Source organism: Chloracidobacterium sp., assembly GCA_016716305.1.
GTDB lineage: Bacteria > Acidobacteriota > Blastocatellia > Pyrinomonadales > Pyrinomonadaceae > OLB17.
Genome location: JADJWP010000002.1, coordinates 437,448 through 454,346 on the forward strand (window position 1 = coordinate 437,448; position 16,899 = coordinate 454,346).

Genomic DNA, 16,899 nt, shown 5'->3' on the forward strand with positions numbered 1-16,899 from the left:
CATGATCCTCACGAAACTTTCAGGCGTCGTAATTTGTCTTGTAATCTTTTTCTCCCATTTTGCCGCCGGTCAAAAACCCGTTGCCGATCTTGACCGTCCGAGCGATTACGACGTTCAGCATTATGTGCTGCGTATAAGTTTTGACGAGACGACTCGGACGGTCTTTGGCGATACATCGGTTCACCTTAAACCGGTCGGGAATGAACTCGACACCATCGTCCTCGACCAACGCTCGATCAGCTTCGAAGCGGTAACGCTCGAACCATCGGGGGCAAAACTCACGTTTGCCGTCAAGCCTGACAGAATAGACGTAAAGCTCGATCGGCCTTACTCGCCGTCAGAGACGGTCGTGCTTCGCTTCAAGTACTCAGCCAAGCCCAAAAAGGGCGTCTACTTCATAGAAGAAAAGAAAGATAAAGGCAGCGTCGTCAATCCGGCCCAGATCTGGACACAAGGCGAACCCGACGAGGCGCGCCATTGGTTTCCGTCGTTCGACTTCCCTTCCGACAAGGCTACGACAGAACAGATCATCACGGTAGGCAAACCGAAAACGGTCATCGGAAATGGTGAATTGGTTTCCAGAAAGGAAAATGCTGACGGAACGGTTACCTATCATTACCGAATGGCGATACCGCACCCGACATATCTCGTCTCGTTCGTCATTGGCGATTATGTACGGGTGGATGACAAGTTTCGCGATATCCCGCTCGGGTATTATGTTTACCGCGGTACCGAACCGATCGTCCCTAAGGCCTACGGCAAAACAAAGGACATGCTGAGAATTTTCGAGGAGATCACAAAGGTCGATTACCCATTCAACAAATACGATCAGACGATCGTTTCCAATTTCACCTTTGGCGGTATGGAGAACATCACGGCTACGACCATGGCCGATACCGAGATCTTTCTTGCGAATTTCGATTTCATGCGCGGAGCCGTCGAGGATCTGGTCGCGCACGAGATCGCTCATTCGTGGTTTGGCAACAATGTGACCTGTAAGAACTGGGCCGAATTATGGCTGAATGAGGGGTTTGCGACCTTCATGGAAGCCGCCGTTCGCGAAAGGCTCTATGGACGTGCCGATTACATCCGTAAGATCGGTGTCGATGCTGAGAGCTTTATTGCAGATGCCGCGGTCAATTCAAAGCCGATGGGTTTGTACAATTTGACTGCCGGCAATGTCGATGCTCTGTTTGACCGTCCGGCGGTCACGTACAATAAAGGAGGTGCGGTGATCCATCAGCTTCGTGAGCAGGTCGGCGACGAGGCCTTTTGGAAGGCAGTGAATCTCTATCTCACCCGCCATCGATTTGGCTCGGTCACAACGCCGGACCTGCAGAAAGCGATGGAAGAAGTTTCGGGACAAAAACTTGGCTGGTTTTTCGAGCAGTGGGTTTACGGCACCGGCCATCCAAAGCTCACCATCCGCCAACGATTCGACGAAGCCAGAAAAGAACTCGTCCTTGAGATCGAGCAGACGCAGAAAGGTGCCCTTGTGCCCGAGGTTTTCCGCCTGCCGCTCGAGATCGAACTCCGATTTGCTGAAGAGCCCGCAAGGATCGAAAAGCTCGATATCAATGCTCGCAGGCAAACGATCTCGGTTCCGGTCGGATCAAAACCCACGTCCGTGAGCTTCGATCCGGCTTCGAAATTGCCGTTGACGATGATAAAGGCTCAGCAATAAGGTAGATGTCGTCGATCTCAGCCTTTTAGAGACGAACATCCTTTTAGATATCTTGGATTCGCAACTGTTGAAAGCAGAACAAAAGAAAAATCCCGCAGCCGTTGCTGCGGGATTTTCCCCTTTGAGAAGACCGGTGTCTGCTTGTTGTGTTGAGAAAGCAGAGCGCGAAGCACACACAAAATCGCGACTTTAACGTCAATTCGTCTGCAGTAACTCCTTTGCCACACCTACGAGGTTAGCTGACGGGCTAGGAACGAAAGATTATCCCCGCGTCTACTTAGCATCGACGCTTCGCCCCCTGTCTTGCGATCGCTCGCTCGACCCTGGTTCCCCCGCGTTTCCCGAAACAACGGGCAACTTCGGTGATCAACTTTTCAACAATTGCAGATTACACCAATCTTCGGGCTATTTCAAGGTTTATCCGAACTTTTTTCACCGACCTGGGAAAAGGTGGTACAGCATCACATAAACAATAACCCCTGTGGCTGAAACGTAAAGCCAAACGGGCAATACGAGCCTGGCTAAACGGCGATGTTTCTCGTCCATTCGCTTAAGCCCCCGAAAAAGTATTACAAGTACGAATGGAGCGACCAACGCCGCCAGGATCGTATGCGATGTCAGTATTGTGAAATAGATCGGACGCACGATACCCTCGCCGGTAAAGCGTGTCGGTCCAAGCCCGAAATAGTATGTCCTAAGGGCATGGTGCGTCAGATAACTCACCAAAAATAGTGCGGAGACGATGCATGCCACAAGCATGCACGCACGATGTCGCTCTATCTTGCGGGCCTTTATGAAATAGAAGCCCGTGATCACAAAGAGTCCGCTCAGGGCGTTCAATCCGGCGTTCAGATGAGGAAAAATGTGCAGGTATTCCATTCTTTTGCGATCGATATCAGGTTCAGGTCCAAAAACCCAATAAAACGAAAAGTACGAGCCAAAGAACACCCATAAAATGCCAATACCAACCGACCGAACGGGCGAGATTGCGGCGGTATTCAACTTCTTTCGCAGCCGAGGTGTCGTTCCACGACCTTAGCAGGACAGCTCCAAGGGCTACTATCCCGCCCAATACATGAACGGCGTGAACTCCGGTAAGGATGTAAAAGAAGCCGGCGTACGGGTTCCCGTAAACGAGTATTCCGCTGGTCGATAAGGCGAACCATGCTATCAGCTGCGACGAAATGAACATCGCCCCGAGAACGGTCGTCGCGATGAACCATTTTCGTGCATCGCCTTGCCTTGAGGCGTCGACCGCGGTCTTGGCCAAATGGTACGTGATGCTGCTTAGCAGTATCAGTATCGTGCTGACCCAAACAGCCGTCGGCAGAGCGAACGGCCGCCATTCAAGTACGTTATTCGTTGCTATCACAACGTACGCTCCGATAAGCCCGCCAAACGTCATCAGGACGATCACAAGCAGGAACCAGGTCACGACCCGGGATTTATCGCGATCCTGATCGTCTTCATCGTAGAGGCGGCCATCAAAGAACTCATTTTTCTTCGGGTCAGGCCAGTTTGGACCACTATCGCCCGACCCCGGATCGTCACCACCGCCGACAGCAACTGCAAGCCTTTCCCGCAAACGCCGGCGTGTCTCGACGTTGTCGATAGTATCTGGGTTCATCATCAGCGGTTGTCCAATACCAATAAACCGAAAATCAGGGGCAAATAAAGTACCGAGACCATTAACAGCCGACGAGCCTTGCTTGTCGACTTTGCCCGTGCCGTAATAATGCTCTCGCTCAGGAACCAAATACCGAGCAGCGAGGCCCCGACCAGATACGCCGTACCGGCAAATCCGAGAAAAAAAGGAGCAAGGCTGACCGGAAGGAGCATAAAAGCGAATAGAACTATCTGGCGGGCGGTAATGCGGCCGTCGCGGTCCACAACCGGGAGCATTATTATCCCAGCCTTTGCGTATTCCTCACGATACATCCACGCTATCGCGAAAAAGTGAGGAAACTGCCAGAGAAACAACATTATGAAGAGCGCCCATGCACCCAGCGTGATCTCGCCGGAAGCCGATGTCCAACCCATCAACGGCGGCATCGCACCCGGAATCGCGCCGATCGCAGTCGAGGCGGACGTCCGCGTCTTCAGCGGCGTATAAAGAAGCACATACCCGACTATAACGACCAAACCCAACAATGCCGTAAGTGGATTTACGAGGTAGAACAAATAGACTTCCGCGATGATGCACTGAAGCAGACCGAAAATGAGTGCTTCGCCTGACGTCACGCGTCCGGTCGGAAGCGGACGCTTTGCGGTTCGTTCCATCAGTACGTCGATCCGCCTTTCGAGCCATTGATTCAGCGTAGCAACACCGAATGCTAACAAGGCGATCCCGATCATCGCATTGGCAAATCGAACATAGTCGAGCGTACCGACTGAGCCGACATAGAAACCAGCCGCCGCCGTGAGGACCAGCATGAATGCTATCCTCGGCTTCGTCAGTTCGATATATGCCGCGATCTTGTCGCGGACACCAAGGACTTTTACTTGTTCGATATCAGCTGCAGCCGTTTCCATTGATAAGGGCCTGGTTCGGTGGATAAAGGAGAAGAATACAATTTCAAACGGGGAATTCAAAGCCGAAAGCCGTTGCCGAACCTTCTTTGACTTAGAAGAATCCCTTATTTGCCGGTGCGGTGACAAAACAGCGGCTCTAAGCTATTATTTTGTTAGATAAAATAATGGCAGCTTCTGAAGAGACCATCAAGGCAGCTCGTGTTAAGGACCGTCCTACGGCCCCGCTGTTGAATCGATTCATCGTTCTGATCAGTTCGGTCCGTTTCGGGGTCGTCTTACTTTGCATTCTCGTCGTACTTTCGATAATCGGGATGCTGATCGTTCAACAGAACGTCATTCCCGGATTCGACACGTATTATGCTTCCCTCACCCCGGCCGAACAAAAGGTCTTTGGCTTTCTTGGCCTCTTCGATATCTATCACAGCTGGTATTACAACCTGATCCTCCTGATCTTGTCGTTGAATATCGTCCTCGCTTCGATCGATCGGTTCCCGTCCGTCTGGAAGGGTTATTTCAAGCGTCCGAAGTTGAATGCGACAAAACCCTGGCTTCTCAACCAACAACAGAACGCACAGGCTGAATACATCGAGGCGAACGCACCAGAATTGCTTGAAAAGGTAAAACGTGCATTTGCCAAACATCGTCTTCGTCCGGTCGTGACCGAACGCGACGGAGCAACATTCGTATTTGGAGAATCCGGCCGGCTCAACCGCCTGGGCGCGTACATTGTCCATGTTGCATTACTGACGCTGTTCCTCGGACACTTTGTCGCTTTGCAGACGGGTTTTGACGCCGATGTCCGTATGATCCCGGGCGACACAACGGATCAGATCCAGATGATCCGTTTCGACCTTGACAAGAAGGAGAAATTCAACGTTCAGGTGCCGTTTTCAATGACGTGCACTGACATTCAGCAAAAGCTTATCGATCAGCGTGGCTCGATCGCGGTAACGAATACACTCGATTGGCGAACGCAGATGAGGGTTGATGATCCGGAATACGGAACGACGATCGCCGACATAAGCATGAATCAGCCTTTCGATTATCGCGGCTATCGCTTCTTTCAGGCCCAAACGATCCCGGTCGGCAATGCCAGGACCATTAAGCTCGACGTAACGCCGGTCGACGGCGGCGATGCGATCAGGCTTGATATTCCCCGCCTCGGCTCGACCCAGATGCCCGACGGGACGTTCGTTGAGTATGAGGAGTTTCTTCCTGATTTTACGTTCGGTCCGGATGGCAAACCTGATACGCGTTCGGGCGATTACAACAACCCCGTTGCCGTGCTTGGCGTAACGCGTCCTGGCGAAGAACGTATAAGGGTCTTTGCATTCGGTTCGAATGTTCCGGACAACATCCCGGTCGCCGCTCCAAAGGCAGGTTTCAAGTGGCGATTGTCGGAGTTTGAAAAGTCGCCTTTTGCTCACGTCCTGTCAATAAAGTATGACCCTTACCACGGTGCATTCATCGCGTGGTATTTCGGCGGTTTCGGATTGATGTTCGCATTGTCGTTCGTCTTCTTTTTTTCGCATCGTCGCGTCTGGGCAATGATCGAGGAAACGGACGGCCGGGTATTTATGACCCTTGCCGGGAACGCCAACCGAAATCATGCGGCGTTCGAAGAGAAGTTCGCACGCATTGCCCGCGAGCTCGACGTCCCGGTCGCAATTGCGGAAGAAGAAAGCGAGACGCAACAGCAAGTTGATGATTAACGAGGTAATTTATGGCTAGAGAAGTTTACGATATCGAGATGAGCGGTTCCTGGCGGTCGTATCTCCCCGCGATCATTTCTATCGGCGGGGCTTTCGCAGTTTTGGCCCTTCGCGTGCAGATGGGCAGCGGTTTTATATCCGACGGCGCGCTGATGATGATCGCCCTCGCATGTTATATCCTGGCCGCGCTCTTTCAATTGACAAATTTATACGCGCCGTCTGAAATGGCCCGCAAGATCGGTCTTTGGACCGCAACGCTCGGTGTCTTTTTCAACCTCTCAAGCTGGTTGGTCCGTTGGGTCGCCGCCTATGAACGCGAGATCGCGATGCTCCGCGCCGGCGGAAGCGATGAGACACCTTGGGTATTCCGGTATGTCCCGTTTGCGAATCTTTATGACCTCAGCATTGCGTTCGCATTCGGCGCGGGCATCGCGACCCTGATGCTGGCCCGCCGGAAGAGTTTTCAGGTTCTCAGCGCATTCACCCTGCCGCTCGCCGCCTTGATACTTACTCTTGCCCGCTTCATCGGCGACGAATTCATCGATCTGCCGCCGGTGCTTGATTCTTATTGGAGGCCGATCCATGTCGGCGTTGCGTCGCTGAGCTACGGCGTCGCCCTTGTGTGCTTTGCGATCGCCGTCATCTACTTACTGAAAGACCGTGTAAAGGTCGAAGCAATGGCTATTTGGTCAAGCGTTTTCGCATTTAGCGTGATCGCGACGATCAGCAAATTCTCGGTACTTACGGAATTCGTTTACCGGGCCGGGCTCTTCCTTCCGAACCAGTCAGGCGGAAAGCCTTTCTCAGCCCCGTTCCGACTCGAGATCCCTTATGTCGGTGAAACGCTCGTGATAACGGCCGTCTTACTGGTCGGGGTCGTTGCGTCGTTTCTCATCTATTTGAATAACGAGAATGCCGCGGCCAAGAAGGCCGGACACATCTTGCTTAAATTGTCCCTTGTTGCCCAGATCATTGCGATCGCATTTTTGGTTTCCGGGATCAGATCAGGCGGCAACGTCGCTGAAAGGCTTCAGGCTCAACTCGCAGCCGATCCATCCCAGTATGTGACAGCCGGCCGCGCGATCGCGGAACGCGAAGACCTCTCGGCTCAGGAGTTCGCTGCTTTGACCCCGATGCAGTTCGAGCAGGCTGGCCGGTCGTTCCTTCAATCTTCGGGCAGCAAGCTCTTTCTCAGCCTTCGGACAAACCCTGTCGAACTTGCCGGGTTGATCACGGGGCTGGCCGCGACTTTCTTTGTGATCCTTTTTGGGTTCCGCACAGAAAAGCTGATCGAGCGCCTCCCGAGCCTCGAATCGCTCGATTCCCTGATGTACAAGACTGCGTGTCTGGCATTTGCCGGACTTGCTATGCTCCTGATCACTGGTGCTATCTGGGCAAACGAATCCTGGGGCAGGCCCTGGGGATTCGATTCAAAGGAGACCGGAGCTCTGGTCGCCTGGCTGACGTATGCGGCATTTCTCCATACCAGAATATCGCGCGGTTGGAGCGGACGGAGTTCGGCGTATTTCGCTGTACTCGGGTTCTTGCTCGTCATCTTCACCTATCTCGGGGTCAGCTATTTATTACCAGGGTTGCACAGCTACGCCTAAGAACTGATGCAAAAACACGTAATTACAGGCATCTTGGGCTTGGTGGTCGGAGGGGTAATAGGGTTCTGGGGTGCAAACGCCCTTAACCGAACAGGATCTGAGATCGCTGCGCCGTCCGGAAACAGCCTTACGGTGGGTAGCGGCTCGCAGTCGGTTCAGGCGAACGGTGCGGGCATGTCTCAGGATGTTGCCGATACGCTTGCGGCAGCTGAACGTGAGCCGGGTAATTTCGTCGTTCAAATGAAGACCGGCGACCTTTACGCTCAGATCGGCCGGTTCGAGCAAGCGATCGAATTCTATAAACGCGGCCTTGCACTTCGGCCGAACGATAAACAGGCTTTGCTTGTCGTCGCAAATGCCTATTTCGACGCAGGCCAATATGAGGTCGCCGGCGATCATTACGCAAAGGTTCTCGAGATCGAGCCGGGCAACATCGCCGCGAGGACCGATCTCGGAACTACTTACGTCCTTCGAGCCTCGCCTGATTACGACAGGGCGGTAAAAGAATTTGAGGTCGCACTTTCGACCGACCCTAAACACGAACCTTCCCTTTATAATCTCGGCATTGCGATGGCCCGCAAGGGTGATCAGGCAGCGGCCGAATCGGTCCTTGCCCGGCTTGAAAGTGTAAATCCTTCGAGCGATCTGATACCGAAGCTCAGGCAGAATATCGCTCGAAAATAGGCTATTCGATCCCGACGCGTTTGATATCGACCATCGAGTAACGGCCGATCCGGCCTGACCGGTCGACCACGGTCAAAATCCCTCGGTCGACGGTAAATCTCAGTATTTCGGTCATCGGGCGTTCGACCCTCGAATCGTCCTTAAAGACAATAACGAGCCTGAAGTCGGCCATCGGATCCCGCGTTTCAGCTTCGGGCTCGACGGGCTTCGTTTCGGGTTCAGATCCGGCCTTTGCGGCCGCATCACGTTCAGTGCGCCGAGCGGTTCTGGCACTTCGTCGGGCGGTCGACGGTTTTGTTGCAGGCAGTTTTGGATCCGCCGCAGTTTTTCGAGCCGTAGATCCGCTTCCCGCGGCCGCGGTCTCGTTCGGTTCCGGAAGCGTCGATTCGACGATCACCCGATTACGGACCGTTCGGCCCGGAGCTGACGTCTTCGGCTTCTGCATTGCATCGGGCAACGGATTTTCAGTCGGTTCCTGAGCCTTTTCGGTTTCTACTTTTGCGAGGTCGGTCGTAACATCTCCCGCCGACACATCCGAATCGTCCTTCCGCGCAGCCGTTAAAGGTTCGGCCTCGGACGATCTCTTCGCGACCCGCGGCGGCTCCGGAACGTCGGCAGGCGCGGCAGCGACAAAGCTTCCGGCGAACTTGATCTGGATCGTCGCAGGGTCATCATTCGGGGAGCGGCCCTGAACCCGAAGCAATAATTTCTCGGGCTTTCTCAGGTAAAGGACTCGTCCTGTCTCGCCATCTCCGACGTCGGCATAAACGACGATCTTTGACAGCAACCGAAGCCCATCCCGGACGAAAATATCAATATCGCCATTGAGATTCTTTGTAACAACGTTTACGAATATATCGCCCTGCGTCCCGTCAAATGCGTAATAATAGCTCGTTAGACGAGCATCTCCGACGGCGCGAGGCTCGATGGTTGCCCTAAGTTCATTGGTTGTTAACGGGGTCGGAAACGCCTGCTCGACCGATTGCGCATTACCGGCAATGAAAAAGGCGAGAACCAGTAAGCCTGTCGGCATCGCGGTTCGCATTCTATTCTCAACGCGCCTTTTATATCGATCCGGTGTCATTTGATGCGGCTAGAGCGCTTTACGCAGATGAACAAGTCGTGATGTGACGTCGTATCCGAGCCTTCGATGTGCCTCAAGGCTAAGTTCGTTGCCGACCTCGGCATCAGAGGCCATTTCGGTACAGCCCTTGTCCCGAGCCCAGCTCTCGGCAAGCCCTACAAGAGCGCTCCCGATGCCATTTTGTCGATGCGACGGATCGACGAACCAGCCTTCCAGATAGCCCACGTGATCGGTTTCGCAGTCTTCGACGAAGGGCCGAATGCTTGCTTCCAGAAACCCGACAAGCTCGCCATTACCACGGTCGGCGACGAAAACGGCTTGTGAATCGCCGTGTTCGATGATCTCAAGCATCTCTGCTTTATGATCGTCCTCATGCGTGCCGTCCCAAAGTGCCGTCCTCAAACGGAGCCATTCGGTCAGGTCCGTTTCGACAAGCTGCCGAACGTCAATGTTGTCCGATTCCATTAAATGCGATTTTAACAGGGATGTCGGGTGCGAACAACAACTAAAAAGGCCGAACATCAATGCCCGGCCTTTGGTCGATCTGCTCGGTCAGGCAATGACTATTCCCCGGCCTTGGTCGCCTGCGATCTGTCCTGGAGAAGTTCCAGCGCTTTCTTCAGCTGCACATCCTCAGCCGCGGGCTTGGCCTTCTCGGCCTTCGGTGTCGGGGTTGCTGATGGTGGTGTACCGGCAGCGTTCTCGTCCTGCTGATCGATCAGTTCTTCGACCGCTAACGGTTCCGGAGTATCAGGACGCTTGACCTCGACGGTAGGCTTAACGCCCATCGACGCACGGTCATCACCGAGGAACGGAACGCCCGAAGGCGAAGCCCATTTCGAGACCGTGAGAAGCAGTCCGTCTCCGCCGCGGAGAGTAAAAAGCTGCTGTTCCGTACCAGCACCGAAACTACGTTCGCCTACCACTTCGCCACGCTTTCGGTCGGCGATCGCTGAAGCGACTATCTCACCCGCTCCGGCCGTGCTGAAATCGATAAGTGCGGTCATCCCGCCGTCAAAAAGAAACTTTGCCGGATCGGCGGAAAAGGTCTTGGTCACGGTATTATCGCGTCCGAGTATCCTCGCCAGTTCGCCGTCCTTGATGAACAGATTGGCAACGGCAACGCCTTCGGAAAGCGTGCCCGTCGAAACACCCCTAAGGTCGAGGACGATCTTTTGAACTCCCTGCCGCGTGAGCGACGTGACCTTTTCGCGGATGTCGTCAGCTGCGCCGGTTTCTAAACTGTATACCTTAACGACCCCGACGCGGCCCGATTCGACACGAGCCTCTGCTGGCGGAAACGAGTGAGTTCCGCGATTGATCTTCAGCATCTGCGGCTTTTCGCCCGAACGCAGTACCCGCATACTGACAACGCTTCCAGGATCGCCGAGGATCATTTGACGCGCATCATAGAGCGAAATGTCACGGGTCGCCTTGTTCTCAATGTATTCGACCACGTCCCCGGCCTTAAGTCCGGCCTTTTCCGCGTTCGAGCCCTTGAGCACAGAAATAACATAGAGGTATTGGGAAACCTGCGAGAATTCAGCTCCGATCCCGACCTTTTTGGATGATCCGTTAGCATTGAACTCTTTGACCTGATCGACCGTCAAATACGATGAATAGGGATCAAGGCCCGAAACCAGCCCTCGCAGCGCACCGAACCGGACCTTTTCTAGATTCGGTTCGTCAACGTAATCGTTCTGAATATGCTGGAGCACCGACTCGAAAATGCGGATCTGGGTGCCGGCGTCATTGATCGGCTGCTGTGCCTGGGTCTGGAGCATTGAGCCGACGAACGGCAGGCCACCGACAAGCACATAACCCGCGATCAGGGCCGAGATCAGCAGTGTCCACATTTTTCCTCGAAATGACATATAATACCTCGTTAAAACTAACTGACACGTTATACGCAGAAACGCCTATTACAGGTTTCGCCTAACGCTTCACAATTATCCGACATCGTAAGTATTGGTGCAACAAAAACAAACAACTAATCCTCAGGAATTTACAGATGTTTTAAGCATCCCGCGGCAAGGGCGCGTGCTGGCGCTGGATCCCGGCATGAAACGCATCGGTGTCGCGGTTTGTGACGAAACGCAATCCGTCACGAGAACCTTGCCCCGCATCGAACGAGCGTCATGGAAGAAACTGCTTATTGCAGTGAAAGACATAGTTAAGGATTCTGATGCCGTTGGGCTGGTCATTGGTTTGCCGCTAGAATCGGATGGAAGCGAAAGCGAAATGTCGGCCGAAGCCCGGCGAATGGCACACAGCTTCGCCCTTTCGCTTTCGATCCCGGTCGTTCTACAAGACGAGAGGGTGACCAGCTATGAGGCGAAAGGGAGGCTTTGGGCCGCCGGAGCCTCGATCGGAGCGGCCCGCGACGCGGTCGACAGCGAGGCGGCATCGATAATTCTCAATGATTTCATCACCGATGGCCGCCGATCGATCAGATAGCGGATGTGCTTTCGCGCGGGTGAAGCTCAGTTTGTCGGCCCATACCTGACAACGCTTACCGCCGCCGATTCGACCGCTTTCGGGGTGAACGGAACGACTGCCGGTTTTCCGGTGCTCCAGGCGGCGAACTGGTCCTTGAAGTGAGGCGATCTCGGGTCGCCGCTCTGGCCCAGCGGTATGACGAGCCGTGTTGCATCCCAGTTGCCGGGCGAAGCAACGTGTCTCATCGATACGTAAGATGCGACATTCGGTGTTTGCCCGCTGCCCCCGATCGGCTGATTCGGTGTTGCGAACTGGCTGCCGATAAGCGGTGCCGCCGCAAGCGGATGCGGAAAGCGCGCCGCCGAAACGCTTCCCCAAACCCATTTTGCCGGGTCCGCACCGTATCGGGTCGTAAAGGTCGCGGAACTGCTGTCATTGCATGACCGGAGCAATGCGCCGTAATCGGCAAACTCCTTCGGCAGCCAGCGAGCCGATCTTTCTGCGACTGCCCAGAACAGGATCCGTTCCCGAATTGCACTGGCTGGAACGGGCTTGTTTGCCTCGGCGATCTTGTTCGCAGCACACGATCGGATCTCGTTCACGAACAACGCTGCCCGCGAATCGGGCGTCATCCGGCCGTCCCATTCGCTCACGAGCTTCAGGTTCTCATCCGACGCCGCTTTCATCGAAATGATCTCTTTTGCCAGCATAGCGAGCGGAATGTTATAAACATCCATCTGTGCCGCCGTGGACGAGTCCATCGTTGCTTTCGTATCCGCGGAAAGCAGATCATGTAATCGGCGCGCACGCCATGGCGGGGCGAAATCGCGGACGAGCTGCGGGTATTTATAGTCCATCCCCGCAATACGCTGATTCGCCGTCATTATGAACCCCGAAGGCGGATTAAAGAGGTTGGGTAGTTCGTTGAACGGGATCGAACCGACCCAATCGCCGTCTGACGTCGAACCGTCGTATGGCAGCGAGCCGTCACCCTTTCTTCTCAAAGGCACTTTACCGGCCGTATGCCATCCGATGTTTCCTTTGACGTCGGCAAAGATGAAGTTCTGCATCGCTCCTGCATAGTTGCTCAGAGCCGATCTGAAGCCGTCCCAGTCCTTCGCCCGGTTGAGGTAAAAGAAGGCACCGAGGTCGTCGTTCTTACTCTCGGATGCCGTCCACTTTAGCGAATACCTCTTTCCGTTCGCGTTTATGATGACCGGACCATTGCGGGTTACGGTAACCTCAAATGATTCGACCGTGGTAGCAGGCGAGAGCGGATTGGCTCGAAACCTGATCTCTTCTTTTCGCACTACAGGAGCCGCCCAGCCTTCCGGCGTCTTGTATTCACCTTTCTCATTGAATGTCTCAAGATACAGATCCTGCACATCGGGGCCAACATTGGTCGCGCCCCACGCGATATGCTCATTGTGACCAAGGACGACGCCCGGAACGCCGGGAAACGTAACGCCCGCGACCCGCATTGTGGGGGATGAGAGATGTGAGATGTACCAGATACCCGGAGCTGCAGCCAAAAGATGCGGATCGTTGGCAAGTATCGGTTTGCCGTCGGCAGTTCGCTTGCCTGAGATCACCCAGTTGTTGCTCGCCGCAAGTTCCTCGGCAAAAAACCCGGCCCGCCGCAACGATCTCTCACGTATCGCAAGATCGGCCTCTGCCTCGTCGACCGCCTGATCGTTTGGCAGATCGGTTCGTTCCCCCACTTCGCTGTCGTTTCGCCGAGTCCCGCTGGACGCAACGCCCGAAGCCTTTGCAGCGCGGGCATCCTTTCCGAAAAGCACTACGTCGTACGGCGTCACCTTGTTGGTTAGATCGGCATACTTGATCGGGTCGATGCTCTTCAAAGATTCGCGCAAGAGGTCGCCTTGATATGTGCTCGAAAGAGCTTCCGCGAGTATCTTGCCGATGACGATCGAATCTGCCGGTGTCCACTCCCGTGGCGTATACTGCAAGATCTGAAACTCGACCGGCAGAGATCTTGGTTCGAGCGATCGAATGTAGTCGTTGACGCCGCGGGCATAATCGGCCAACGCCTGCCGAAGCTCGGGCCTTAGATTTGAAACGCTTTCTTCGGCGATATGCGCAAATCCGAACCGTCTCCAACGCTTATCCTCTTCGAGCGTCGTCCGCCCAAATATTTCGGCAGTCTCGCCTCGGGCGACGCGTCGCAGCAGATCCATTTGCCACAAACGGTCACTGGCCGTCACAAAGCCCTGAACGTAATAGAGGTCGGCGTCGGAGCGGGCTTCGATATACGGTATCGAACGTGCGTCACGGCTAACGGTAACTGCTTCCTTAAGTCCGTTAAGGCTCGATCTTGTCGGCTGCCCGAAAGACGAAACGGTTGAGAATAGCAAGACAAATGCGAAAAACGCGGGAATTAAGCGAGGATTCATTTTGAAAATATAGCAATTAAAGATCTCAAGTAAAAGCGATGCGATCGATCACGGCTGCGTTACGATAAGCCGCATCTCGGTCATTTCTTCCATCGCATAGCGTACTCCTTCGCGTCCGAAACCCGAGTCTTTGACGCCGCCATACGGCATATTATCGACCCTGAAAGTAGGAACGTCGTTAATGATCACACTCCCGTATTCCAGATGCCTCGCTGCAAACGCGGCATTTCTGAGATCATTCGTGAATACGCCGGCCTGCAATCCGAATCGTCCGAGGTTTGCCATCGCGACAGCATCCTCAAAATGCGAGAATGGTTCCACGACAGCGATCGGTGCGAATGCTTCTTCGGCAACGACTTTTATCGCAGGCATGGTCTTCGTCAGAACAGCTGCGTCGAGCATTTTTCCGCTGCGCGCTCCGCCGCTGACGAGCAACGCTCCGCCATCTACCGCTTCCTTGATCCAGCTTTCAGCCCGGATAGCGGCATGCTCGTCGATCATCACGCCGATCTCGGTCGCCTCATCGGACGGATCGCCTTTCTTAAGGTTTTTGGCGCGTTCGGCAAACGCGGCAAGCCATAGCTCATATTGCGCCTCGTGGACGAAGATCCGCTGGACCGAGATGCACACCTGTCCGCTATACGCAAAGGCGCCGATCAGGCATTTCCTCAGCGAGGCCTCAGTATCGGCCGATTCATCGACGATCACCGAGGCGTTTCCGCCGAGTTCGAGCGTCACGAACTTTTTCGCCGCTTTCGCCTTAATGTCCCAACCGACCGGTGCGCTGCCGGTGAACGATATCATGTCGATCCGATCGTCGCGGAATGCGGTATCAATGTGAGAGACACTCATCGGTACGACCTGAAGCGCGTCTTTGGGCAGGCCGCTTTCCAAAAATACCTCACCGAGCAGCAAGGCTGTGAGCGGCGTACGGTCGCTCGGTTTTATGATGATCGCGTTTCCCGATGCCAGCGCCGGTGCGACCTTATGGGCGACCAAATTGAGCGGGAAATTGAAAGGCGTGATGCCGTAAACTACGCCCCGCGGGATTCGCAGTGTATGCGCCGTCTTTCCGCGTCCGATCGCTTGAGTATCGACCGCAACGACCTCGCCGATAAACCGCTCGGCCTCACCGGCGGCCCAAGAAAACGTTGCGATGCAGCGTTCGACCTCGCCTCGGGCGTACCTTATCGGCTTTGCCGATTCCACAATGATCGTTCTGATAAATTCTGCTTTTCGACCTTCGATCGCGGCGGCGATCGTCCTCAGGCCCTTAGCGATTTGAGATCTTGAAAGTCCCCCCATCGCGGTCGCACCTGACATTGCGTATCCGATCGCGGCCTCAAATTCCCCTTCGTTCGCCGAATGAACCTCCGCCACCTTTTCGCCGTTATGCGGTGAGACGATCTCGATCTGTTCGGTCGCCGATCTCCACTCTCCACCGATCAATATCTTCTTAGGTTCGCTCATCTCTAAGACTATTTTCGAGGATTTTGCTGGCCGTACCGCCGTCCGATAGTTCGAAAGATCCCGCGATGAACCAAGAACTTATTTTCATCCGTCGCCCTTCGATCCCTGCTCCGATCGCTGTTTGCAAAATGGCGCTTCGCGAATTAAACTCTCCTAAGCGTGCACCCGTAGCTCAGCTGGATAGAGTATCTGACTTCGAATCAGAGGGTCGCAAGTTCGAATCTTGCCGGGTGTACCATTTCCCTCACGACGTCGTCCTGCTTTATGTCAGATCGCTGAACTTCAAGGCTACATTGCCGAATTCCGACTCCTCGCTCATCGAACGCCATTACATATCCGGGACCCAGAAGGTTCTCCCGCCGCTCGAAAGCTTTTTGAGCCCTAGTCCCGACAGTTCGCTTTCCTTTACACCGAGAAAGGTAAAATGCGGAAGGTCGGATGCAACGGTCTGAAACCATCCGTTCTCAGCCATGATCGAGCGTATAGCGGCATTGTCGTGCTGTTCGCAATCGAAGGCCAGCAATGAAAGGTGCTGTGAGGTTCCCGGCGGCGCGACCGAGTAGATTATCGATTTCGAAAGATCCTTTGCGAAGAAGATCCCTTTCTCTTCCAGCTTGAGGACTTCGGTCACCTGGTCAAACGTGGCCATCGCCTTGATGCGGTCGGCGTCAGCCTGGCTGATCTTTCCTTTGGCGGTCCAATGCTTCAACGCCGGATCGACGCGGCTGTTCCATAAGCCGACCGTCTCGCTGTAGGTCCGTTTTGCCGAATCGGCCCCGCGCGGCGTGATCTTTTGCCCGGCGGCAGCCGCAGCTTTGACGGCATTTTGCAGGCCATCCATGGCGGCCGCCTGCAGCTCCATCGAAAAACTTCCGATCATTTCACGCCTTGTTTTCAATGTCGATTGAAATGCCGCGACCTCCGATTCGTTCCTGAATACGACCTTTTTCGGCGGAGTTACACCGCCGCGGGCCAGGAAGACCGCACCGTATTCGCGAAGTAGTTTCGTGCCGACATCGTCCGCCGGCTGTTCGAATCCGTCAGGCAGGTTTGCCTTAAAACCGGTTTTCGTCTTCTCCGTTTCTGCGCTATTGGCGTTGTTCGTCTTATTCGTGTTCATTTCGCGGTCGGCGTTTGTCCTATTGGCGGCGGGTTCGGTCCGATAGTTCGTCGGAGGATCGTAATTCGGCCGTGTCGGTTCTTTCCAGCAGCCAGTCAGCATTCCTGAAACGATCGCGGGAGCAAGGGCGACTAATAAACGGTTCTTCAT

14 protein-coding genes and 1 tRNA gene are annotated in these 16,899 nt (G+C 54.5%); 6 read left to right on the forward strand and 9 right to left on the reverse strand.

Annotation, left to right across the window (positions count from 1 at the left end; translation table 11 throughout):
* The first annotated feature begins 1 nt into the window (after position 1).
* Positions 2-1,684 carry a M1 family metallopeptidase gene (locus tag IPM28_03820; GenBank protein MBK9172121.1) on the forward strand — a complete coding sequence of 561 codons (1,683 nt, stop codon included), beginning with the start codon at positions 2-4 and terminating at the stop codon, positions 1,682-1,684.
* A gap of 432 nt (positions 1,685-2,116) precedes the next feature.
* Here the strand turns inward: IPM28_03820 and IPM28_03825 are convergent, their stop codons facing one another.
* The 3 genes from IPM28_03825 to cyoE are packed head-to-tail and all read right to left on the reverse strand — an operon-like array spanning position 2,117 to position 4,216.
* Positions 2,117-2,563, reverse strand: a complete 447-nt coding sequence (locus IPM28_03825; GenBank protein MBK9172122.1) for a DUF420 domain-containing protein — start codon at positions 2,561-2,563, stop codon at positions 2,117-2,119.
* 22 nt (positions 2,564-2,585) lie between these two features.
* The gene (locus IPM28_03830) at positions 2,586-3,311 is read right to left on the reverse strand and encodes a cytochrome c oxidase subunit 3 (protein ID MBK9172123.1); all 726 of its coding nucleotides are present in this window, start codon (positions 3,309-3,311) and stop codon (positions 2,586-2,588) included.
* A 2-nt stretch (positions 3,312-3,313) separates the two neighbouring features.
* Positions 3,314-4,216 (reverse strand): protoheme IX farnesyltransferase, encoded by a 903-nt coding sequence (cyoE, locus tag IPM28_03835; GenBank protein MBK9172124.1) that lies wholly within the window; start codon positions 4,214-4,216, stop codon positions 3,314-3,316.
* 164 nt (positions 4,217-4,380) lie between these two features.
* Between cyoE and IPM28_03840 the strand changes: the two genes are divergently transcribed.
* Genes IPM28_03840 through IPM28_03850 form a run of 3 tightly spaced genes read left to right on the forward strand, consistent with a single transcriptional unit; the run spans position 4,381 to position 8,222 of the window.
* On the forward strand, positions 4,381-5,928 hold the full coding sequence (locus tag IPM28_03840; protein ID MBK9172125.1) for a cytochrome c biogenesis protein ResB: 1,548 nt from the start codon (positions 4,381-4,383) through the stop codon (positions 5,926-5,928).
* A gap of 11 nt (positions 5,929-5,939) precedes the next feature.
* Positions 5,940-7,538: a cytochrome c biogenesis protein CcsA gene (gene ccsA / locus IPM28_03845; GenBank protein ID MBK9172126.1), complete on the forward strand. Its 1,599-nt coding sequence runs from the start codon at positions 5,940-5,942 to the stop codon at positions 7,536-7,538.
* A 6-nt stretch (positions 7,539-7,544) separates the two neighbouring features.
* Positions 7,545-8,222 (forward strand): tetratricopeptide repeat protein, encoded by a 678-nt coding sequence (locus tag IPM28_03850; protein ID MBK9172127.1) that lies wholly within the window; start codon positions 7,545-7,547, stop codon positions 8,220-8,222.
* Between the two features lies 1 nt (position 8,223).
* Here IPM28_03850 and IPM28_03855 read toward each other — a convergent pair whose 3' ends face one another.
* The 3 genes from IPM28_03855 to IPM28_03865 all read right to left on the reverse strand — a co-directional run bounded on the left by IPM28_03855 (position 8,224) and on the right by IPM28_03865 (position 11,180).
* Positions 8,224-9,267: a hypothetical protein gene (locus IPM28_03855; protein MBK9172128.1), complete on the reverse strand. Its 1,044-nt coding sequence runs from the start codon at positions 9,265-9,267 to the stop codon at positions 8,224-8,226.
* 48 nt (positions 9,268-9,315) lie between these two features.
* Positions 9,316-9,771 (reverse strand): GNAT family N-acetyltransferase, encoded by a 456-nt coding sequence (locus IPM28_03860; protein ID MBK9172129.1) that lies wholly within the window; start codon positions 9,769-9,771, stop codon positions 9,316-9,318.
* Positions 9,772-9,869: 98 nt separating this feature from the next.
* A complete protein-coding gene (locus IPM28_03865) occupies positions 9,870-11,180 on the reverse strand; it encodes a PDZ domain-containing protein (GenBank protein MBK9172130.1) in 1,311 nt (436 codons plus the stop codon).
* 187 nt (positions 11,181-11,367) lie between these two features.
* Between IPM28_03865 and ruvX the strand changes: the two genes are divergently transcribed.
* On the forward strand, positions 11,368-11,763 hold the full coding sequence (ruvX, locus tag IPM28_03870; GenBank protein MBK9172131.1) for a Holliday junction resolvase RuvX: 396 nt from the start codon (positions 11,368-11,370) through the stop codon (positions 11,761-11,763).
* 26 nt (positions 11,764-11,789) lie between these two features.
* Here the strand turns inward: ruvX and IPM28_03875 are convergent, their stop codons facing one another.
* Together IPM28_03875 and IPM28_03880 are read right to left on the reverse strand one after the other, a co-directional pair.
* A complete protein-coding gene (locus IPM28_03875; GenBank protein MBK9172132.1) occupies positions 11,790-14,159 on the reverse strand; it encodes a penicillin acylase family protein in 2,370 nt (789 codons plus the stop codon).
* Positions 14,160-14,207: 48 nt separating this feature from the next.
* Positions 14,208-15,629, reverse strand: a complete 1,422-nt coding sequence (locus IPM28_03880) for an aldehyde dehydrogenase family protein (protein ID MBK9172133.1) — start codon at positions 15,627-15,629, stop codon at positions 14,208-14,210.
* Positions 15,630-15,790: 161 nt separating this feature from the next.
* On the opposite strand from IPM28_03880, the gene IPM28_03885 reads away from it, so the two are divergent.
* Positions 15,791-15,867 (forward strand) — tRNA-Arg (locus IPM28_03885).
* Positions 15,868-15,957: 90 nt separating this feature from the next.
* Here the strand turns inward: IPM28_03885 and IPM28_03890 are convergent.
* On the reverse strand, positions 15,958-16,899 hold the full coding sequence (locus IPM28_03890; protein MBK9172134.1) for a hypothetical protein: 942 nt from the start codon (positions 16,897-16,899) through the stop codon (positions 15,958-15,960).